A 21,448-nucleotide genomic window follows, 5' to 3' on the forward strand; every position below is an offset into this window, starting at 1 on the left:
TTCGTTGTCGGGTTCATCTGTGATCACCGCTGGTGAATCGGGCGGTGAGCCGGTCTCCGAGCAGTCCTGCGCAGATCACCAGTCCGCTCAGGGCGATGCCGGGAAAGGTCGAGATCCACCACGCGCTGCCGAGGTAGGTGCGTCCCTCGGCGATGGTCTGCCCCCACGACACCGACGAGGGCGGCAGGCCGAGACCGAGGAAGCTCAGCCCCGCTTCGGCGAGCACCGCGCCGGCGAATTCGGTGGTGGCGAGGGCGACGATCGGCCCGAGGACGAACGGCGCGATATGGCGGCCGAGCAGGAGTGGCGTGCGCACCCCGATCAGGCGTGCGGCGTCGACCCACGGGCGCTCGCGCAGCGTCAGGGCGAGCCCGCGCGACAGCCGCGCGAAGCCGATCCAGTTCGCCACCGAGAGGGCGATGATCACGACCATCATGCTGCGGTCGAACACGCCCGTAATGATGATGGCGAGCAGGATGCCGGGAAACGCGAGCAGCACGTCGATCAGGCGCGACACCGTGACGTCGATCCAGCCGCTGAAGTAGCCGGCGATGGTGCCCAGCAGCACGCCGATGAACCCCGAGATGGCCACGACGCTGACGCCGATGATCAGGGACGTGCGGGTGCCGTACACGAGCTGGCCGACCATGTCGCGGCCCAGTCCGTCGGTGCCCAGCGGGTAGAAGGCGCCGTCGGTGCCGACCGAGCCGGGCGGCAGCAGACGGTCGCCGACCGAGGTGAAGACGGGATCGTACGAGATCACGAGCGGGCCGATGAGGGCCACGAGCACGTACACCCCGATGATGCCGAGGGGGATCAGACCGGCGGTGGCGCTCATTCGCCGCCCGCGGCCCGCGAAGACGCTGGTCAGAGAGATGGCGGTCATGAGCGCACCAGCCGGATCCGCGGGTCGAGCTGCGCGTAGAGCAAGTCGACGGTGAGGTTGAGGACCACGACGATCGTCGCCGCGACGAGAGTGCCTGCTTGGACGATCGCGTAGTCGCGGTTCGATACGGCTGACACCAGCAGCGTGCCCAGGCCCGGCCAGGCGAACACGTTCTCGACGATGACGGCCCCGCCCAGAAGGGCACCGACCTGCAGGCCGAAGATCGTCACGATGGGGATCGACGAGTTGCGCATCACGTGGCCGGTGAGCACTCGACGCTCCGAGAGTCCCTTCGAGCGCGCGGTCTGCACGTACCCCTCCGACATCGTCTCGACGACGCTGCTCCTGGTGATGCGGGTGAGCAGCGCGATGAACGGCGCGGCGAGCGTCACGGCGGGAAGGACCAGGTGTGCCCAGCTGCCGGTGCCCGAGCTGGGCAGTACCTGCAGTTCGAGCGAGAACAGCAGGATGAGCATGATGCCGACCCAGAACGTCGGCATCGCCTGCAGCGTGAGGGCGAGGCCAGAGATACCGCGGTCGCGCAGTGACCCCGGGCGTGACCCCGCGAGTGCGCCGAGCACGAGACCGAGCAGCGCGATGGCGGTCGCTGCGAGAGTGAGTTCGATCGTGGCCGGAAGCCGGCTCATGACGAGCTCGAGCGCCGGTTGGCCGAAGCGATAGGAGTCGCCGAAGTCGAGCTGCACCACCTTGAGCAGATACAGCCCGTACTGCACCGGCAGCGGCGCGTTCAGGCCGAGCTCCTCCCGCAGAGCCTCGACTTCCTCGGTGGTCGCGTCGGGTCCGAGCAGGATCGTCGCCTGGTCGCCCGGCACCATGCGGACGATGATGAACACGAGCGTCACGGCGCCCCAGATGATGAACAGTCCGCTTCCGAGGGCACGGAGCAGGTATCGGGTCACGTGTACGCCGAGACGGACGAGGCGAGCGCGATCGAGTTGCCGTCGACCGGTTCGCAGGGCAGCAGTTTCTGCAGCGGCCCCGCGTCGCGGTCCTCGAGGAGGGTGATGAGCATCCGGACCGCCTCCTGACCCATCTCAGCCCGCGGAAGTGCGAGCGAGGTCCAGATCCGGGTGGGGGTCGGCGCCGGCGCTTCACCGAGGAAGGCGACCGACAGATCGGTGGGGATGCGGATGCCGGCGGTCGCCGCCGCCTGCTCGAGGGCAGGACCGATGTCGTCGGACTCGCGGGGCTCCACCAGGATCGCGGTGATCCCGGCATCCATCCACGAACGCAGCAGATCGGCGTCGATCTCGGATCCGTCCCCGACCTGGTGCACGAGGTCGGGGGTGAAGGGGAGGCCGGCTGCTTCGAGACCCTCTCGGTGACCGGTGGCACGGTCGATGCCCGGCTCGGCTCCCTCGGCGCGGCGCACCAACAGGATGCGGCTGTGGCCCATCGCCGCGAGCCGCTGCACCATCGTCTTGGTGGCTTCGGCGTAGTCGGCGCCGACGTACGAGAGATCGACGCCCTCGACTTCGCGTCGGCCGATGAAGACATACGGGAAGTCTTCGCGCGACAGGCGCGCGAGCTCGTCACGCGCGAGATGGCGACCGAGGAGCACGCATCCGTCCGACTTGAGCAGCCTGTTGGATCCTCCGGCGTAGATGCTGCGCTCGGTCGATCCGCCCGCCGACGTGAACAGCAGCATGTCGTAGCCCAGGAGTGCGGCCTCGGCCTCGACGCCCTGCAGGAACGGGAAGTAGAAGTCGCGCTCACTCACCGGGAACACAGGCTCGAACGTGTACAGGCCGAGGATGCGGTTGCCCTTGCCGCGCAGACTGCGCGCGGCGGTGTTGACCGTGTAGCCGAGTTCCGCGATGACGGCGAGGACCGCCTCGCGCCGGTCGGCCGACACCTGCGAACCGTGGCCGTTGATCACGAGCGACACCGTCGCCTGCGACACCCCCGCACGCCGCGCGATCTCGACCTGTGTCGGACGGCGGCTTCCCTGTCGTGTCCCCAACTGAACGCTCCGTTACGTATTAGAAAGTAGGCGGTCATGACTGTATATGAGCCCTCTCCGAGACGTCAAGCGGCCATTCGAAGGCGATATCGGATCGAGATTCGCCCTTGCAGGGCTGTTCCGGATGCCGTTACCCTGCCAATCACTAATACGAAACGAAACGCAGACCGAAACGAGCGAAGGAGCTCAGTGAAGCTCGCGACCTTCCTGCACGAGAACTCCGAGCGGTGGGGATTCGTGATGCCCGACCCCGTCACATCGGCGCCGCGCATCGTCGAACCCGCGCGCGCCGAAGCAGCGCTGTCCACCAGCGGCGGCGCGACGAGCGGCTACGCCGCGAGCCGGGCGAGCTTCCTGGGCGACTGGCCCGGCACCCTGGCGGACTTCCTCGCGCTCGGCGATGAGGGCATGGCTGTGCTCAGTCGCCTGGAGCAGTTCCTCACGAGGTTCATCGCGCAGTCCGACGCGACGCTCCTGGGCACCGTCTCGCACGCGGTCGCCGATGTCGAGCTGCTCGCGCCCATCCCTCGTCCGCGGTTGTGTCTCGGGCTCGTCAGCAACTCGCCGTCGTTCGCCCGCGCCAACCCGCGCGTCGGGCATCTGAACCTCTTCCCGGTGGCGCATCAGCGCCCCCAGGGCAGCATCGTGGGTGCGGGCGCCGCGGTGCTCATGCGCAACGGCCATCACGATCCCGTCATGTCGTTCAACGTCGAGCTCGGCGTGATCATCGGCCAGGGCGGGCGCGACATCCCACTCCACGAGGCGATGCGCCACGTCGCCGGCTACACGAACGTCACCGACGTGGCGGGCACGTACTACTACGGCCGGGTGCCCGGGAACGCGGGTCGCGGCTACAGTCTGCCGCCCGAGTACGGCGACTGGTTCTTCCAGGCGACCGCGTCCTGGGGCGGGAAGATCGCCGACACACTGTGTCCGGTCGGGCCGTTCCTGGTCACGAAGGACGAGGTCGGCGATCCGTACGACCTCCTGGTGTACACACGGCAGGACGGGCTCCGACGAGACCGCGCGCACACGTCCGCGACCATCCTCGGCGTCGAACGGGTCATCCAGTGGTACTCGTCGTTCGCCACGCTGCAGCCGGGCGACATCCTCCATCTCGGCACGCTGGGCGTCGACGGATTGCCGATCCCGCGCGAGGTGATCGAGAGCCGCGAAGTCGTGATCGAGTCCGAGATCGAGCAGCTCGGTGTCCTGCGCAACCCCGTCCAGGCGGTGCCCGTCGGTGAGCGCGTGCCGTTCGACCGGCATCCGTCGTATGCCATCCGGCGTGCGGCTCAGGAGCCGCCGACGGATGCCGCCGCCTGGCACCCACGCGATGCCCGGCATGTGTTCACGGCGTTCGGCAATCACGCCGGCTCACCGGACGAAGGGCTGCCTCGGCTGGAGATCCCCCGCTTCTTCACGGGACCGGCGACCTCTCTCGGCGCAGACGGATCCCGTGTGGTCCTGCCGGCGCGCGCGACCGTCGTGGACGTGACGATCGAGCTCGCGGCGGTGGTCGGTCGGCTCGCGTCGGACGTCGACCCCGGCGAGGCCGAGTCGTACCTCGCCGGTTACGCGCCCGTCGTGTCGCTGTGCGACGAGTCGTTCCGCGACGCCGTAGCCGAACCGGCCCGGCTGGGCGAACGGCACATCCCCGCGGTGTACGGCCGGTGGGGCGACGGGTTCAACGTGGTCGGCGCGCTCGAACCTCGAGCCGGGACGTGGCGAGGCCGCCGCATGCGTCTGGAGGTGGGCGACGCGTCCGCCTCGGGCTCCACCGACGACTACCTCGACGGCGCGGCCGAGCTGCTCGCGACCATCTCGGCGGTGACGACACTCTTCCCGGGCGACGTGATCCTGCTCGGCCGCACCGCTGCCACGCTCCGGCTGCCGGCGACCGGGGGCGTGGTCACGGGAGAGATCGAGGGCCTCGGCCGCGTGCGCGCCGAGATCCTCCGAGCCGGTGCAGACGGGCCGACGGACGGGGAGGCTTCCGTATGACCGCGGGCCGCGGCATCCGTCGGAACCTCCTCTTCCTGCACTGCCATGACCTGGGACGCTTCATCGGCACGTTCGGCGTGGCGACCGTGTCGACGCCGAATCTCGACGCCCTCGCGGCGCGCTCTGCGGTCTTCGACCGCGCGTTCGCGACCTCGCCGCAGTGCAGCCCCGCGCGCGCCTCGCTGTTCACCGCGACGTATCCGCAGCGCAACGGCGTGCTCGGACTGACCCATTCGCCGTTCGACTGGGACCTCGCCGATCCGTCGTCGCATCTCGCGTCGCGGCTCAAGGCAGAAGGATTCCGCACCCACCTCATCGGCGTGCACCACGAGTCCCGTGTGCTCGAGGAGGACGCCGTCGCGCGGCGACTGGGGTTCGACCGTGTGGAGTCGACCGGCGTGGGAGGGGCGCGGGCGGACCGGTCGGGAATCGTGGTGGCCGACCGGGCCATCGACGCACTGACGCGGTACGCCGACGATTCCCAGCCCTTCTACCTGCAAGTCGGGTTCTTCGAACCGCATCGGGCGCCGGATCCGCGGGACTCACCAGGCGTCATGGGATTCCTCGGCGACGGCATCGAACCCGATTCGTCTCGCGGCCACACGGTGCCCGGCTACCTGCGCGACGACGAAGGCGCCCGCGCCGAGATCGCCGAGCTGCAAGGAGCGGTGCGCTACCTGGACGAACACGTCGGTCGCGTGCTCGACGCGCTGGAAGGGCTCGGGCTCGCGGACGAGACGATCGTCGTCTTCACCACGGATCACGGTCTCGCGCTGCCGCGCGCGAAGTGCACTCTCTACGACTCGGGGCTGGAAGTCGCCCTCATCATGCACGTCCCTGGCAGGGAAGCGTGGACGGGTGTTCGCGTCGACGGACTCGTGAGCCACCTCGACGTGCGGCCCACTCTGCTCGACCTGCTCGGGCTCCGACCCGACGGCGACTCGGACGGCGTGAGCCTCGTGCCGGCGGTCGAGTCCGCGGCCGCCACGCACCGTCATGTGTTCGGGCAGCTGACCTACCACGAGTACTACAGCCCTCGACGCTCGGTGCGGTCCGGCCGTCACAAGCTCATCGTCAACTTCGACAACGCGCCGAACCCGATGGACGCCACGCAGTCGTGGCTGCGGCGCAGCTCGCCGCGCGATCTGGCCAAGGGCGGCATCCGCACCAGCCGACTCATCGAGCTCTACGACCTCGAAGCCGATCCCGGCGAAGAGGCCGACGTCGCCGCGTCGCCCGACCACGCCACCGTCCGCGACGAGCTGGCTGCGGCGATGCTCGCGTGGATGCGCGACGTCGACGATCCGCTGATATCCCAGGGGCCGCGATCCCCGCACCATGCCGCGGCCGTGCAGTTCCTGACCACCGCGGTGCATGAACCACTGAAGGAGAAGTACGAGGAATGTCAACGCTCAGTAGACGCCACGTGATCGGTGCGGCAGGCATGGCCGCTCTCGGTGCCACCATGGCCGGACAGCTGTCCCCCTCACAGTCCGCGGCCGCGGCCGAGGCCGCCGCCGACGCGGTGATGGGGACGACCCCGCAGGAGTTCGGTGCAGTCGGAGACGGTGTCGCGGATGACACCGACGCGATCCAGCAGGCGATCGACGCGCAGCTGACCCGCCCCAACAAGATCGTGTTCTTCCCGCCCGGGACCTATCGCATCACACGAACGCTCGTCGTGCCCGACGTCGAGGGTCTCGGCGGCGACAACTTCAACCGCATCGTCCTTGCCGGCGCCAGCACGATGAGCTCGCGGGTGTCGATCATCGACGTCGACTTCGACGGCACCGGGCTCGAGATGCGCGCGCCGCTCGCCGCCTTGCGCGGCCTCGCCTTCGTCGCACCGGCGAGCCTCAAGAACACCGTCGCGGTGCAGTCGGCGCGCGATGCGAATCGGGTGGGCGCGAACACCGACGACGTCGACCTCGTCGTGACCGAGTGCACGTTCATCGAGTTCTACCTCGCGCTCAGGCACGTCGGCCGCGGTCTCGTGTTCACGAACAACCTGGTCGCCGTCGGGGACTTCGGCATCGATATCTCCTGGCCGACGGCCGGCGTATCCGGGACGGGCGTGCACCTGCTTCCGTACGGCATGCGCAAGTGGCTCATCGAAGGCAACCACTTCCACAGCATGGGCACGGCCATCCGCACCACCGGTGAGAACGCCGCGAGCTTCCGCGGGGCGATCATCGCGAACAACGTGCTCGACATCGGACGCCGGCTGTTCGAGGGCGGCATCATCAACTCCACGTTCTCGGGCAACGTCGTCGAGAACGGCTCGGGCGGACCGCTGATCAACGTCACGGCCGGCGGCACCAACCTCACCTTCACGGGGAACGTCCTGGGCGGCGGCGAGCCGACGGGCGGCGGGCGGCCGCCGTACTCGATCGCTTTCGACACGGCCGTGCAGGCCCGCAATGTGACGATCACGGGGAACACGTTCAACTGGCTCACGCGTTCGCCGCTGTACTTCGCGGCAGCGGCATCCGAGGTCACCGTCTCGGCCAACTCGTTCGACAACTGGAACCTCGATCAGGACGATCGCTGGGGTGCCGTCCGCATCAACGGCGACGCCGCGGATGTATCGATCCTCGGCAATCTGTTCGGGGCGAACCCGGTCGCCGCGGCACCGCCGGTCCGGGTGATCGGGACGATCACCCGTTCCACGATCACCGGCAACACCTTCGAGAACACGGCGGGTGTGCTCTGGGCAGGCGCTGTCGGCGCCGACAACGTCATCGAGCGGCGTCGCGCCGGCGCGATGGAACAGGAACTCACGGCGGCGGCCAACGGCGCGCTGATCGTGCGGGCGACGACGACCGGTGCGCACCAGGTGGGGGCAGACGCCTACGGTGCGTTCGTCGCGGCCTCCGATCAGAGCGGCGGTGCCGGACCCGGGGTGAAGGGCGGCATGCGCATCGTCCCCGTGAACGAGGTCGGGTCCACAGCCGTCGACCTGCTCTGCTCCACCGACGATGAGAACGGCGTCGCCGCCATGCGCGTCGACATCACCGGCATCACGCCGACCGCCGACAACGCCCGCGACCTCGGTTCTGCTGAGAACCGCATGCGCACGGTGTTCGCGCACGGCGTCCAATTCGCAGCGGGTCCGAGGCCGCAGCCCGTCGCCGGGGCGATGGCGATGGTGTCCGATGGCGCGGGCGGCAGCGTGCTGGCGGTGTCGGACGGAACCACCTGGCGGCGGATCGTCCTGGGCAACCCGGTGTAGCCGTGCCGGCTGCCGCTTGACCAGCGCTCTCGCCCCCGACACCCGAGCGACGGGTTCGGGGGCGAGGTGCGTGGAGAGCGATGATCCGGCGCGGATGGAGCACAGGTCGGGTCGTCGAGTCATGCATCAAGAGGACAGAAGCTCGCCCAACTGCTCCGCGGCGTCGCGCAACCGGCCCAGAGTCTTAGCGGAGCGGTCGTCGGGAGAGAGCGACTCGCTCGTCCCGAGCAGCGCGAGCGCAGCCTGGATGCCGTGAGGGCCGAAGACGGGAACCGCGACGGATGCCAGACCGATCCGGCCGAGGTCGGCCCAGGCGACTCCGCGTGTGCGTACCTGTTCGAGTTCGCGCGCTTCCGCGCTCGCTTCAGCGGCCGTCAGCCCCTCGTGCACGCGGGCGATGACGGCGGGGTCGGACTGGTACGCGAGAAGGACTCGTGATTGTGCGGCGCGGACCTCGAGCACCGTCCCCAGCCGGACCGTGAGGACGATCGTGCCCGCGTTCGCTTCTTCGACGAGGGTGACCGTCGCGCCCGTGCGGCCGAGAAAACTCAGGACAGACGTGAGACCCGTCTGGTCGGAGAGCTGCCGCATGACTTCGGGACCGAAATCGATGATCTGGCGGCGTCCTGTGATCAGCACCGACAGGGGCTCGAAGATCGGGCCGAGCCCCAGGGCGGAGTCGAGGAAGCCGGCGCTCTGGAGTGACTGGAGATATCGATGTGCAGTCGTTCGGTTCAGCCCGAGACGCTCTGCCACCAGTCCAGCCGTCAGTGAGCGCGTGCGTTCGTCGAGGAGACCCAGGACAGCCGCGGCCCGGTCGATCGACTGGATCGACCCCTTCTCCAGGTCGGAGAAGACGATCAGTTCGCCCTCCGCCTCGGCCTCGACCGCTGAGGTTCCACGCCGCATCGCTCAGCCGCTCGCCGTCGACCTGAGGAACGGGGAACGAAATGCAACCACGCGAGTCATAATACGAACACTAGGCACGCGCGACTGGTCGCGTCAATTCGCACAGTGGTATGCGATGCAGCTCGAATGACCTGGGTCCGAGCGGATATCGGGAGATAGACAAGAAGTCTCGGGAACCGTATTCTGAACGAACAAGTCATAATCCGAACACAAGGAGGTCGTCGGATGAATGCCACCGACACCCGTCCGACGCCGTCACTGGCGCTGCTCGCCGTCCTGGACGGTGCTGTCGACCTGCACGTGCACTCAGGTCCGAGCCCCTTCCCCCGCAGGCTGAACCACGTGGAGGCTTCGTACGACGCCGCGTCGATCAACCTGCGCGCGCTGTTGATCAAGTCGCACCATCACAACACCGTGATGGATCTGCTCGCGATGAAAGACCTCCTGAAGGACGCTCCCACCCCCGTCTATGGGGGCGTGGCGCTCAACTCCGAAGTCGGTGGAGTCAACCCGTCCGCCGTCGCGGTCACCATCCAGATGGGCGGCCGCGCGATCTGGGGGCCGACGGTGTCCGCCGCCCGGCACATCGAGGCGCACAGTCACGACGACGGATTTCCCACCCTCTCCGACGATCTCGAAGAAAGAGAGGAATCGATCTTCGATGAATCGGGCGGTGTCTCGGCAGAGACGGTACGTGTGACGCAGCTGGTCGCCGAGGCGGACATCATGCTCACCGGCGGTCACCTGGACGTCGAATCACAGAAGGCCCTCTTCGCCACCGCCCGGGACAGCGGCGTTCGCCGCCTGCTCCTCCACCACCCCGACTTCATCGTGGGCGCATCCGAGGGTGACGTCGAAGAGCTTCTCGCGTACGGCGCCTACGTCGAGCACGAGATGTCGATGTATCACCCCGGCGTGGCCGCGCCGGGTTGGCCCATCAGTCGGCTCGTCGAGTGGATCGAGAAGATCGGTCCGGATCGGACAGTCATCGACTCCGATCTCGGTCAACGCGACAACCCCTATCCCGTCGACGGTTATATCTATGTCATCCAGCAGCTCCTCGACCACGGGGTCAAAGAGAAGGACATTCGGCAGATGATCTGCCACAACACAGCGTTCCTTCTCGGTCTCGAAGACTCGCCGGAGGCGTCCTGAGCATGCAGCGGGCGGAGAAGGTGATCATCAGTACGGCGGTCACCGGCAGCGTGAACGTCCCGTCTCAGAGCGAGTATCTGCCGCTGTCGGCTGAACAGGTCGTCGCATCCTCGGTGGAGGCCGCGCGTGCGGGCTCGGCCATCATCCATCTGCACGCGCGGCATCCCGACGGCCGGCCGGCGTTCGAGGCGGCGGTGTTCGAAGAGATCATCCCGGCGATCCTCACGCAGGTCGACGTCGTCATCAACATGAGTACCGGCGGTTCTTCGCAGATGACGATGGAGGAGCGCCTCGCGGGCGCCACCCGGTTCAGCCCTGAGTTGGCGAGTTTGAACATGGGGTCCATGAACTTCGTGTATTCGGGCATCGCCGACCGGGTGACGAACTGGAAGCACGAGTGGGAGAAGCCATACGTGCAGGCCACCTACACGCACCCCTTCATCAACTCATTCGACAAGATCGAGTACGTCCTGCGCGAGCTGGGCGAGAAGGGTGGCACGCGGTTCGAATTCGAGTGCTATGACATCGGCCATCTTTATACGCTCGCCTACTTCGTCGACAAGGGACTCGTCCGACCGCCCTTCCTCATTCAGGGCGTCTTCGGAATCCTCGGCGGGATCGGCGCTGATCACGCCAACCTCACCCATATGGTGACGATCGCCGACAAGCTCTTCGGCGACGATTATCAGTTCTCCGCGTTCGCCGCCGGTCGCGACCAGTTCCAGTTCGCCACGCATTCCGCCTGGCTCGGAGGGCATGTGCGCGTTGGTCTTGAAGACAGTCTGTGGATCGGCAAGGGGCGGCTCGCAGAATCCAACGCGCAGCAGGTGTCGAAGATCCGTGGCGTGGTGGAAGATCTCGGCCGTGACATCGCCACACCCGTCGACGCCCGCCGGGTGCTGGGTCTCAAGGGCCTCGCATCCATGACCATCTGACCTACGAGGAGCACACCGATGAGCAGCCAATACGCCGTTGACGATATCCGCTCGCAGCTGGCGCCCACCGCACCGGTCGCGACCGTGGATCCGTCGACACCCATCAAACCGTCGCAGTGGATCGAGTTCCTCACGCGGGAGCCCACGGAGGTGACTGCTCGGGGTAGTCGCACGTGGAACGCCAGGAGTGCGACTCTGGTGATCTCGTACACCCAAGCGCGGAAGGGTGACACCCTCGACCGCATCGGCCAGCCCGATGAATATGCTCTCCTGCAGTACTCCGCGAGCGCTCGAGTGCGCGTGACGGCCGGCGGCTCGTCCGCACAGGTCGAAGAACCGTCTTTCGTGGTCGTCCCTCCCGGCGATTCCAGCCTCGAAGCGCTCAGCGATGGCGTGATCATCCGGGTGTTCTCGACCCGCGCCGCCGACCTCCGCGCGAACGTCCTCAACGCCGATGCGTACATCGAGCCGGACGCGCGCGCGGCCGTGTTGGGTGAATGGCCGGACCCGATCGGCGGATTCCGGTTGCGCGTCTACCGGCTGGCCGATCACCCGCTCCGGGAAGGGCGCTTCGGACGCATCTTCCGGACCACGAACGTCATGGTGAACTTCCTTGCCGAGGAGCCGGGTCCCCGGGACGAGCACCGGCTCTCGCCGCACCACCACGACGACTTCGAGCAGATCTCCTTGGCGGTTCGCGGTGACTTCGTCCATCACATCCGCTACCCCTGGGGTCCGGACTCCACTCAATGGCGCCCCGACGAGAGCCGGCGGATCGCGACGCCGTCGATCTGCATCATTCCGCCCCCCACCATCCACACAACCCAGGGAGTGGGGGAGTATCAGCAGTTGATCGACATCTTCTCCCCGCCGCGGGTCGATTTCTCCGCGTCCGGATGGGTGGTCAACGCAGCTGACTACCCGGCTCCGGCTGGTCGTGGCATCCCGGACGGGAACTGAGACATGTCCGAACTTCCGCTGCGACGCAGTCTCTTCCGTGCCGCTCTCCGGAGAACAGATGGCCCGGCCATCGGCACGTGGATCAAGCTTCCCGCGATCGAGAGCATGGAGATCATCGCCCTCGCCGGGTTCGACTTCGCGGTGATCGACCTGGAGCACTCCCCGATCGATCTCGAGACGGCATATCGCCACATCGGCATCGCGTTGCTCTCAGGCGTCTCGCCCCTCGTGCGCGTTCCCGGCATCGACGGCGGCATCATCCAGAGAGTCCTCGACGCGGGTGCCGAGGGAATCGTGGTTCCGCATGTGGACACCGCGGCGCAAGCGCGTGAGGCATCTGCCCGCATCAGGTTCCCTCCCCGGGGCGGCCGGGGTGTCGGGAGCACCGGCCGGGCCGGGCAATGGGGAACGATGCCGCGCGAAGAGTACCTCCGTTACGGCAATGAGGAGGTGGCCTTCATCCCCCAGATCGAATCCGCCGAGGCGGCCAGGAATGCCGCGGCCATCGCGCACGTCGAGGGTGTGGACGCGATCCTCATCGGTGCAGCCGACCTCTCGGCCGACCTGGGCATGCCGGAGCGCGATCCGTACGTGCTGGGCGTGATCGCCGGGGCCGTCCGTGCCGGTGTCGCCGCCGGGGTCGCGGTGGGCAACGCGGGTGGTGCGACGGCGGACTCGGTTCGCGCGTCCGTCGACGCGGGCTTCAGCTTCACGATGATGAGTAATGACGCGAGTCTCCTCGCCGGCGCGGCTGCGGCTGCGGTCGTGGCGGGTCGCACCGTCAGCAAGACGTGAATCCGAGAATGCCGATCGAAGGGGGACAAGTGACGATGGGATTGCTGGACGGGAAGGTGCTGCTGCTGGTCGGGGCGAGCACCGGCATCGGCGCTGAAGCCGCACGCGTCTTCGCGCAGGAGGGAGCGCACCTCATGTTGGCAGCTCGTTCCGAGCCGGCGCTGGAGCGGGTGGTGACCGAACTGACGGCAGCCGGCTTCACGGCCGACTATGTTGGCGCAGACGTGACGAATGCCGCGGATACCGCCCGCATGGTGGACGCGACGGTCCTCCGCTACGGGCGCCTCGACGGGGCCTTCAACAACGCGGGGATCAGTCAGACCGGGCTTCTCCACGAGGTGAGCGAAGCGGACTTCGACCGGCTGATGTCCGTCAACGTCAAGGGTATGTGGCTGTGCCTGCGCGAGCAGCTGCGGGTCATGCGTGGCCAGGGGTGGGGGTCGATCGTCAACACCTCCAGCATCGGAGGGTACAAAGGCACCTCGGGACTCGGCGCGTATCAGGCCTCGAAGCACGCGGTGATCGGTCTGACGCGTGCCGCGGCGCACGATAACGGCCCTCTCGGCATCCGTGTGAATGCGGTCGCCCCAGGGCCGACCGAGTCGGTCATGCTCGACCAGATGCGAGCCGCCGATGCCGATGCGATCCCGAAGCGCCTCGCGGCGATGCCGTTACGCAAGGTGGGCACCGGCGCAGAAGTCGCGAATGCCGTCGCCTGGCTGCTGAGCGACCGGGCGAGTCACGTGACGGGCACGGTGCTGCCCGTCGAAGGCGGCATCACCGCCTGATCAAGGTCGTCGGGCACGAGAACTCGATGTAGGCAGGGTGGTTCATATGTCGCCTCGTCAGATTGCATCGTGAACACTCGAATCGTCCACTGGCCTGCGCGGGCCGTTAACGGGGCGTCGGCCACACCTCGAGACAGGCGCACATGCCCATGCGTCGGTGAGTTTCAGGTTTACTGGACAAGCCCACAATCAATCCGTATTATGAACACGTAGCACGCATTCCGAACACAAGGAGGTAATCGGATGCCGGAGAGCTGTGTGAGCCCACAGTCGGCGATCGAACCCGAACCCGGTCCCTCTCAGAACCTGCGCGGTCTTCGAACGCAGCACGGGTGCGTCCGATGAGGGCGCGTCTGGTGCACTATGCCCGCCTGCTCGTCTCGTCTTTCATCCTCTTCATCGCGGTCGTGACGACGTTGTTCTTCCTTCTCGAGCTGGCCCCGGGTGATCCCATCCAGGCGCTCGTGGGGGACGTGCCGCTCTCGGATGAACTTCGCGAGCGACTGACCGTCGTCTACGGGTTGGATCGCCCGGTGTTCGAGAGGTACCTGACGTATCTCGGGAATGTGCTCACCGGCAACCTCGGGTATTCGGTCGGCACGAACAACGAGCCGGTCCTCGACATCATCATGAGCCGTGCCGGCAAGACCCTCGCCCTCGCGGTTCCCGCCTTCGTGATCTCGACCACGGGGGGCATCGTGCTGGGGTCCATCGCGGCTCGGACTCGCAAGCGCTGGCTGGATGGCGGAATCTCCGCGCTCGCGGTCGGCTTGTTCTCCGTCCCGAACTTCTGGCTCGGGATGCTGCTGATCCTGACGTTCTCGATCACGCTGGGCTGGTTGCCCACCCAGGGGAGCGCGCCCTTCGGCCAGAGCGGCATCGACTGGCGATACGCGATCCTGCCGATCATCACGATGGCCTCGACCGAGCTGGCGTACAAGACCCGCATCATGCGCTCGTCCATGATCGAGTCACTCGGACAGGACTTCATAGACACCGCTCGGTCGAAGGGCCTCACCTCGGCCCAGATTCTGTGGCGCCATGCACTCCCGAACGCGCTTCTGCCGATGGTGACCGTCGCCGGCTACAGCCTCGGCTTCATCTTCGCGGGATCGGCGCTCGTGGAACGGGTGTTCGGCTGGCCCGGGATGGGTCTGCTGTTCATCGACTCGATCGACCGGCAGAACAACATGGTCGTCCTCGGCATCGTGATCGTGCTGACCATCACGATCATCGTCGTCAACATCCTCACCGACGTCGTCTACGGGATCGTCGATCCCAGACTGCGCGCCCAGTTCTCTCCGAAGAACAAGAAGGAGGTCGCGGCATGACCCTCTCGGAACAGACTTCGACGCCCACGGCCGGGATCGATGCCGAAGCGGGACTCCCGCTCACCACGGAACCGATTGCCGCTCCGCTCCGCGACCGATCCTCGGAGCGATCGGGCTGGAGGGTCTTCCTCGCGAAGCCGTCCACGCGCGTCTTCCTGCCGATCATCCTCTTCTTCACGGTCGTCTCGATCTTCGGTCCGTTCTTCGTCGGCGATCCGATCACCGCGGGCTATCCCGAGCTGCTCCCGCCGGGATCGCCCGGGCACCCGCTGGGCACCGATCAGCTCGGCCGTGACTTCCTGGCCAGGCTCGTCAACGGCGGGCGCGTGTCGCTGCTCGTCGGCTTCAGTGTCGCGCTGCTCTGCATGACGATCGGACTCGTCGTCGGCGGTCTCGCGGGATACTACGGCGGTGTCATGGACGCGATCATGGTCAAGCTCGCCGAGTATTTCCAGGTGCTGCCGGGCTTGGTCCTCGCGCTCGTCGTCGCGTCCCTCTTCGGTGCGAACGTGTTCTTCATCGTGATCATCCTCGCGATCACGATGTGGCCGGGCGTCGCCCGAATCGTGAGAGCCGAGTCGATGCGGGTCTCGAAGCTCGGCTACGTCGAATCGTCGAAGGCCGCCGGCTTCCGCGGGGCGAGGATCATCTGGTCGGATGTCGTCCCCAACGTCATGCCGCCGGTGCTCGTTGCCACGACCATGACGGTGGGCCGAGCCATCCTGATCGAATCCGGACTGTCGTATCTCGGGATCGGCGACCCGAGTCGCCCGAGTTGGGGCGCACTTCTGAATTCTGCTCAGTCCTATATGCGAGACGGCTGGTGGCTGGCGGTCTTGCCGGGCGCATGCATCGTCCTGGTCGTGCTGTCGATCAACATGCTCGGTGACGGCCTCAACGATTCCTTCAACCCCACCGTCGGGAGGGTCAAGTGAGCACGTCGGATCGCACGACGACACAGCCTCTGCTGCAAGTCACCGGGCTCAACGTCTTCCTTCCGACCGGGCGACGCAGCGAGATCGAGGCCGTGCGCCATGTCGACCTGCTCGTCCGCGATGGCGAACGCGTTGGCATCGTCGGGGAGTCCGGGTCCGGCAAGTCGGTCACCGGACGCGCAATCGCCGGTCTGCTGCCGACGTCGCCGCTTGTCCGCGTCAACGGATCGATTCGCTTCGCCGGTAAGGAGATGGTCGGCGCCGCGGCCGAGGAATGGGACGAGATCCGGCGGGAGCGGGTCGGCATGATCTTTCAGGATCCGCTCACCTTCCTCAATCCGGTGATGCGGATCGGACGCCAAGTCGCCGAGTCGATCCCTCTCGCGCGCGTCGGTCGAGACCACCGCGCACAGCTGGCCGCCGTGCATGAGTTCCTCCGTCGTGCGGGCCTCGAGCAGGTGGAGCAGGTGGCGAACAGCTTTCCGCACGAGCTGAGCGGTGGGATGCGGCAACGCGTCCTCATCGCGATCGCCATCGCGAAGAAGCCCGCCCTCATCCTCGCCGACGAGCCCACCACCGCGCTCGACGCCACGGTTCAGCAGCGAGTGCTGCGCACGCTGGACGAGACCGTCGCCGAACTGCGCACGGCGATGATCCTCATCTCCCACGATCTCGCTGTCGTCGCGGGGATGACCGATCGCGTCTACGTCATGTACGCCGGACAGATCGTCGAAGAGGGACCCACCGAGCGCGTGCTCGACGACCCCCAGCACCCCTACACGAGGGCGCTGCTGCGCAGTGTGTACAGCATCACTGAGCCCGGCACCGAGCTCTACTCGATTCCGCCCGCGTTGCGGGGCGAACTGAACGCGGAGGCGGCTCATGCTTCTTGAGGCCAAGAATGTGTCGAAGGTCTATCGGTCTCGACGCTCGTCCGGCCCCGTGCAGGCGGTCAAGGACGCCACGCTGAGCGCCCGGCCCGGCGAATTCATCGCGATCGTCGGAGAATCGGGGAGCGGCAAGTCGACACTGGCGCGCATTCTGCTCGATCTGATCCCGCCATCGACTGGGTCGGTGGAGCTGGACGGCACTCGAATCAGCTCACTGCGAGGCGAGCGGTACCGGGGGTACAGGCGCCTCGTTCAGGCGGTGCTGCAGGACCCCGCCGGTTCGCTCAACCCGCGCAAGTCCGTCGAACGCACGATCGGCGAGGTGATCCGCCTGCATGGCATCGCCCGCACCCGCCCGGATGTGCGCGCCAAAGTGCTCGAGGTGCTCGAACTGGTAGGGATGTCTCCCCCTCAGCCGTTCCTCGACCGATACCCGCATGAACTCAGTGGAGGGCAGCGCCAGCGGGTGCTCATCGCTCGCGCGATCTCGCTCGATCCCCGGATCATCGTCGCCGACGAAGCCGTGTCGGCTCTGGATGCGTCAGTCAAAGCGGGCGTGCTGCGGGTCATGGTCGACCTCAAGGACCGCTTGGGGGTGGGCTACGTCTTCATCACCCACGACCTCCCCCTGGTTCAGAAGGTGGCCGATTACGTGTACGTGATGCGCGCCGGCGAGATCGTCGAGCAAGGGCCGAAGGATCAGATCTTCTCGGCGCCCCAGCATCCGTACACGCAGACGCTGCTCGCCGCGGCACCGGTGCTGCGCCGGCGGTCGTCCCTTTGATTCGTTCCCACAGCACCACCCGCACCATCGATCTCGTGCAGAGAGGCAAGAGAAGGACATGAACAAGAAGGCAATCAAGGCGAGCGGGCCGCTCGCGATCATCCTGGCGGGGGCGCTCGTCCTCACCGCCTGCACCGGCGGCGGAGAGGGCGGCGATGCCGACGGCGACGACGGGGCGGAACGGGTCTACGTCCAGGCCGTCGGTGGCGATCCTGTGACGTTCGGGATGAATGCGCAGTTCTCCAGCGCGCCCATCTCGCTGCTGATGAGCGCTCAGATGATGGACACGCTCATCATGCTGTCCGAGGACTACGAGATGACCCCTGGACTCGCGGAGAGCTGGGAGCTGAGCGATGACGGCCTCGAGCTCACGCTTCACCTGCGTGAGGGCGTCGATTGGCACGACGGCGAACCGTTCACTGCGGAGGATGTGAAGTTCAATTTCGACGAGATCGTGCCGCTGCAGGTCTATGGCGGTCCGCTCGCCGAGCGGATCACATCGACCACGATCGTCGACGACACGACAGTCGCGATCACTCTGAGCACTCCATATGGCCCGCTCCTGGAGGCCGTCGCCATGCAGTTCATGATTCCGAAGCACATCTACGAGGGCACCGACTATCTCACCAACCCCGCGAACAACGAGGTCGTCGGGACCGGACCATTCGTCTTCGAGTCGTACTCCTCGGGCGAGCAGGTCACGATGCTCAAGAACCCCGACTACTGGGGTGGCGACATCCCGGTGGACCGGCTGATCTATACGACGCTCCCCGACGCCAACACCCGTGCCGTCTCGCTGTTCGCGGGCGAGCTCGATCAGGCGGCCATCAATCCCTCCGAGCAGGAGCGCGTCCTCGAGGATCCGAACACAGAACTGCTCGAAGGCGGACTCTTCGAGCAGGTCGTGGTGGCCATGTTCAACACCCAGAATCCCTACTTGCAGGATGCGGCGGTTCGAGCTGCCATCTTCTCGGCCTTGGACCGGCAAGAGATCGCGGACACGGCTCTCTCGGGTCTCGCGGAGCCGGCCAACGGCTTCTTCCCGGACTCACTGGACTGGGCGGTGAACAAGGACGTGAACTTCGAGGAGGACTTCCCGCGCGATATCGAAGCGATCGAGAAGACGCTCGACGACGCTGGATTCCCCCGGGGCTCGGATGGGACTCGCTTCACTCTTCGGCTCAACTACATCACTCCCCTCACCGAGGTGGGCGCGACCGTGGAACTGGCCCAGTCGATGCTCGCCGAGGTGGGAATCGCGACGGAGGTGCTCGGCACGTCGGGCGCGATCTTCAACGAGCAGACCTACACCAACAGCGACTTCGACATCGCCTTCCTGCGTACCAGCCTGGGTCCCGACCCGAGCGTCGGAATCACCCGCTGGTACGTCTGCAACCCGGAGCGACTGGCCGCGTCGAATCCTTCCGGCATCTGCGATCCCGAGATCGACGCCGCCGCCGATGTGGCGCTCTCGACGACCGACCAGCAAGTGCGCGGCGACGCCTTCAAGGAGCTGCAGGCGCGCGCCGGCGAGCTGATGTTCTACGGCACGCTCGCCTGGTACTACGGCGCGAACGGAACCGTCAACACGTCGCGCTGGGCCGGCCAGGATGTGACTCCGCCGATGACATCGCGTATGCCCTGGCTCGAGATGACGCCTGTCGACTAGACGCTCCGCCGCGGTGGTGGGCGTGCGGCCGATCAATCGGCTCGCGCCCGCCGCCCTCCCGACGACCCCTCCGAGGCTCAAGCGAAAGTGTGACCGATGACCCTGCCCTTGTTCGACACTCATGCGCATCTCATTTCGGATGACTGGGACACCTATCCGCCGAAACCACTCCGCCCGGACCTTCCCGTGCCCAAGAAGCCGGACTACACGGTGACCGCCGAGGACCTGATCCGTCTCATGGACGAGCAGAACGTCTCCGGGGCGGCCCTCGTGCAGCGCGGACACCTCTACGGGTACGACAACGGGTACATCCTGGCCGCCGCGCAGAGGTACCCGGGCCGCCTGCATCCCGTCGTCATCCTCGACGCGCAGGATCCCGCAACGCCGGATGTGTATCGCGACATGGTCGCGAACCAGGGCGTCAGAGGCTTCCGGCTCGCGGGCCTGCGCCCGTGGTTCCTCGATACCGCCTGGATGAGTTCGCCGCAGGCGATGGAGATGTGGAAGACGTGCGCCGAACTGGGGACTCCGGTCACGCTGCTGTTCTTCATGAATCAGCTGCCCTACATGCTGCCGCTGCTCAAGATCATCGCCCAGCAGTTCCCCGACCTGCCGATCCTCCTCGACCACGGCGGCATGCCCTACGGAATGACGCAGTACGAAGTCGGACTCGCGAAGGCGGACGGACGGGACGTGGTTCTGCCGCGCGCGCCACACTTCGGCATCGACACCACCATCGGCCTGTTCGAAGACACTCCGAACGTGATGTTCAAGATCACCGAGATCAACATGGAGCGCTTCGAGGCGGAGGGCGTGCGCGCCGCACATGTCGTGCGCCGAATGGTCGACAGCTTCGGACCGGACCGCGTGACCTGGGGCTCCGACGTCGGCCAGAGCATGCTCTGGGACTACACGCAGAAGGCCGCCATGGCCCGCGCCGCCGCAGACTTTCTCACGGAGGACGAGGCGCGCAAGTTCCTCCACGACAACGCCGCCGCCGTCTACTCGGGGGACGCGAGATGACCGCGATCCGCCAGTTCGCCAAGCCGCGGACGGCGACGGATGCCGAGCACGCCGTCGTCTACCGCCGCGACGACGAATTCACCGCCTGGCCGCACACGATGGGTTTCTGGCAGACGGGCTCCGGAGAGCTTGTGCAATGCGTCATGACCTTGGACTGCGACTATGCAGATCCTTCGAGCATCAGTCACGACAAGCTCGGCGAGAGGAAGGGCCGCGGCACCCGCATCGTGACGGTGCGCTCCGGTGACCGGGGGCGCACCTGGAGTGAGCCCGCCTTCGACATCTACCCGTCGATTCGCTCCGGTGACACCGACCGACCCGCCGACCTGTCGGAGTTCGGCCCGATCGACTACCTGGACGGGAACACCCTCCTGGGCAACAGCACGACGGACTTCGGCAAGCCCGAGGGGCGCTCCTATGTGAGGGTGTCGAAGGATGCCGGGCACACCTGGTCGCCGGCGGCAGAACTGCCCCTCGACGGACTCGGCGCCCTGCTCGGGATCAACTCGACACTCGTGCGTCCGGACGGTCGGGCACTCGTCTTCCTCACGTCCGTCAGCACAGACGGATGGACACGCCGGCCGCTCGTCTTCGGGAGCACCGACGACGGCACCGAGTTCCACTTCCTCTCGTTCATCACGCCCAAGGAGGACCCGCTCGGCGCCGCCGACGGCGACTGGAGCAGCACCTTCCGCTTCGGCGGACACCGCTGGTTCTACCCGCGCGGAGTGATGCTGCCCAGTGGTCGCATCCTCTGCACACTGCGCTCCCAGCGCGACCCCCGGGGTGTCATGTGGACAGAGGTCTACGCGAGTGATGACGGCGGGCTCACGTGGCGCTTCCTCTCGCGGGTCAACGACTTCGGTGCCCCGGGCAGCCTCGTGCCGATGTCAGACGGGCGGCTCGTGGTGGTCTACGGCTACCGGCAACGGCCCTACGGCATCCGTGCCGTGGTCAGCGACGACGAGGGCATGACGTGGGGTCCCGAGCTGATCGTCCGGGACGACGGCGGGAGCTGGGATCTCGGCTACCCGAACGCGTTCGAGGTGGAGCCGGGCAAGGTCGGCGCCATCTACTACTTCAACGAACGGGACGACGCGATCCAGGCGAACGGCGGCGTGCGCCACATCGCGCGAAGCGTCTTCTCGATCGACTGACCCGGCTCGCG

General features: G+C 66.9%; 19 protein-coding genes. 15 read left to right on the forward strand and 4 right to left on the reverse strand.

Features of this window, described 5'->3' with window-relative positions; genetic code table 11:
* Positions 1–13 precede the first annotated feature (13 nt).
* Genes ACLKM7_RS08375 through ACLKM7_RS08385 form a run of 3 tightly spaced genes read right to left on the reverse strand, consistent with a single transcriptional unit; the run spans position 14 to position 2,870 of the window.
* Entirely contained in the window at positions 14–886 is an 873-nt protein-coding gene (locus ACLKM7_RS08375; RefSeq protein WP_436446689.1) for an ABC transporter permease, read from the reverse strand.
* A complete protein-coding gene (locus tag ACLKM7_RS08380; protein ID WP_436446690.1) occupies positions 883–1,806 on the reverse strand; it encodes an ABC transporter permease in 924 nt (307 codons plus the stop codon). The genes ACLKM7_RS08375 and ACLKM7_RS08380 overlap by 4 nt, the downstream gene beginning before the upstream one ends.
* Positions 1,803–2,870 carry a LacI family DNA-binding transcriptional regulator gene (locus ACLKM7_RS08385; RefSeq protein ID WP_436446691.1) on the reverse strand — a complete coding sequence of 356 codons (1,068 nt, stop codon included), beginning with the start codon at positions 2,868–2,870 and terminating at the stop codon, positions 1,803–1,805. The genes ACLKM7_RS08380 and ACLKM7_RS08385 overlap by 4 nt, the downstream gene beginning before the upstream one ends.
* A gap of 189 nt (positions 2,871–3,059) precedes the next feature.
* Between ACLKM7_RS08385 and ACLKM7_RS08390 the strand changes: the two genes are divergently transcribed.
* From ACLKM7_RS08390 to ACLKM7_RS08400, 3 genes are read left to right on the forward strand one after another with little or no spacing between them, the layout of a single operon-like run.
* On the forward strand, positions 3,060–4,874 hold the full coding sequence (locus tag ACLKM7_RS08390; RefSeq protein ID WP_436446692.1) for a fumarylacetoacetate hydrolase family protein: 1,815 nt from the start codon (positions 3,060–3,062) through the stop codon (positions 4,872–4,874).
* Complete coding sequence (locus ACLKM7_RS08395) at positions 4,871–6,304, forward strand: sulfatase family protein (protein WP_436446693.1); 1,434 nt, start codon at positions 4,871–4,873, stop codon at positions 6,302–6,304. Before ACLKM7_RS08390 ends, ACLKM7_RS08395 begins: the two co-directional genes overlap by 4 nt.
* A complete protein-coding gene (locus ACLKM7_RS08400) occupies positions 6,277–8,106 on the forward strand; it encodes a glycosyl hydrolase family 28-related protein (RefSeq protein ID WP_436446694.1) in 1,830 nt (609 codons plus the stop codon). Before ACLKM7_RS08395 ends, ACLKM7_RS08400 begins: the two co-directional genes overlap by 28 nt.
* Positions 8,107–8,232: 126 nt before the next feature.
* On the opposite strand, the gene ACLKM7_RS08405 is transcribed toward ACLKM7_RS08400, so the two are convergent.
* Positions 8,233–9,015, reverse strand: coding sequence for an IclR family transcriptional regulator (locus ACLKM7_RS08405; protein WP_436446695.1), 783 nt, complete (start codon positions 9,013–9,015; stop codon positions 8,233–8,235).
* Positions 9,016–9,240: 225 nt separating this feature from the next.
* Here ACLKM7_RS08405 and ACLKM7_RS08410 point away from each other — a divergent pair, with 225 nt between their 5' ends.
* From ACLKM7_RS08410 to ACLKM7_RS08465, 12 genes are all read left to right on the forward strand, one after another.
* On the forward strand, positions 9,241–10,170 hold the full coding sequence (locus tag ACLKM7_RS08410; RefSeq protein WP_436446696.1) for a DUF6282 family protein: 930 nt from the start codon (positions 9,241–9,243) through the stop codon (positions 10,168–10,170).
* A gap of 2 nt (positions 10,171–10,172) precedes the next feature.
* Complete coding sequence (locus ACLKM7_RS08415; protein ID WP_436446697.1) at positions 10,173–11,105, forward strand: 3-keto-5-aminohexanoate cleavage protein; 933 nt, start codon at positions 10,173–10,175, stop codon at positions 11,103–11,105.
* Between the two features lie 18 nt (positions 11,106–11,123).
* On the forward strand, positions 11,124–12,065 hold the full coding sequence (locus ACLKM7_RS08420; RefSeq protein ID WP_436446698.1) for a hypothetical protein: 942 nt from the start codon (positions 11,124–11,126) through the stop codon (positions 12,063–12,065).
* Positions 12,066–12,068: 3 nt separating this feature from the next.
* Positions 12,069–12,860 (forward strand): HpcH/HpaI aldolase family protein, encoded by a 792-nt coding sequence (locus ACLKM7_RS08425; RefSeq protein ID WP_436446699.1) that lies wholly within the window; start codon positions 12,069–12,071, stop codon positions 12,858–12,860.
* Between the two features lie 35 nt (positions 12,861–12,895).
* Positions 12,896–13,648, forward strand: a complete 753-nt coding sequence (locus ACLKM7_RS08430) for an SDR family NAD(P)-dependent oxidoreductase (RefSeq protein WP_436446894.1) — start codon at positions 12,896–12,898, stop codon at positions 13,646–13,648.
* A 341-nt stretch (positions 13,649–13,989) separates the two neighbouring features.
* Complete coding sequence (locus tag ACLKM7_RS08435; protein WP_436446700.1) at positions 13,990–14,979, forward strand: ABC transporter permease; 990 nt, start codon at positions 13,990–13,992, stop codon at positions 14,977–14,979.
* On the forward strand, positions 14,976–15,914 hold the full coding sequence (locus ACLKM7_RS08440; RefSeq protein WP_436446701.1) for an ABC transporter permease: 939 nt from the start codon (positions 14,976–14,978) through the stop codon (positions 15,912–15,914). Before ACLKM7_RS08435 ends, ACLKM7_RS08440 begins: the two co-directional genes overlap by 4 nt.
* Positions 15,911–16,807: an ABC transporter ATP-binding protein gene (locus ACLKM7_RS08445; RefSeq protein ID WP_436446702.1), complete on the forward strand. Its 897-nt coding sequence runs from the start codon at positions 15,911–15,913 to the stop codon at positions 16,805–16,807. The genes ACLKM7_RS08440 and ACLKM7_RS08445 overlap by 4 nt, the downstream gene beginning before the upstream one ends.
* Complete coding sequence (locus tag ACLKM7_RS08450; RefSeq protein WP_436446703.1) at positions 16,797–17,588, forward strand: ABC transporter ATP-binding protein; 792 nt, start codon at positions 16,797–16,799, stop codon at positions 17,586–17,588. The genes ACLKM7_RS08445 and ACLKM7_RS08450 overlap by 11 nt, the downstream gene beginning before the upstream one ends.
* Positions 17,589–17,646: 58 nt before the next feature.
* Positions 17,647–19,257, forward strand: a complete 1,611-nt coding sequence (locus ACLKM7_RS08455; RefSeq protein WP_436446704.1) for an ABC transporter substrate-binding protein — start codon at positions 17,647–17,649, stop codon at positions 19,255–19,257.
* Between the two features lie 96 nt (positions 19,258–19,353).
* Positions 19,354–20,280 (forward strand): amidohydrolase family protein, encoded by a 927-nt coding sequence (locus ACLKM7_RS08460; protein WP_436446706.1) that lies wholly within the window; start codon positions 19,354–19,356, stop codon positions 20,278–20,280.
* Entirely contained in the window at positions 20,277–21,437 is a 1,161-nt protein-coding gene (locus tag ACLKM7_RS08465; protein WP_436446707.1) for a sialidase family protein, read from the forward strand. The genes ACLKM7_RS08460 and ACLKM7_RS08465 overlap by 4 nt, the downstream gene beginning before the upstream one ends.
* Positions 21,438–21,448 lie beyond the last annotated feature (11 nt).

Origin of the sequence: Microbacterium sp. I2 (assembly GCF_051364985.1) — a bacterium.
Classification (GTDB): Bacteria; Actinomycetota; Actinomycetes; order Actinomycetales; family Microbacteriaceae; genus Microbacterium.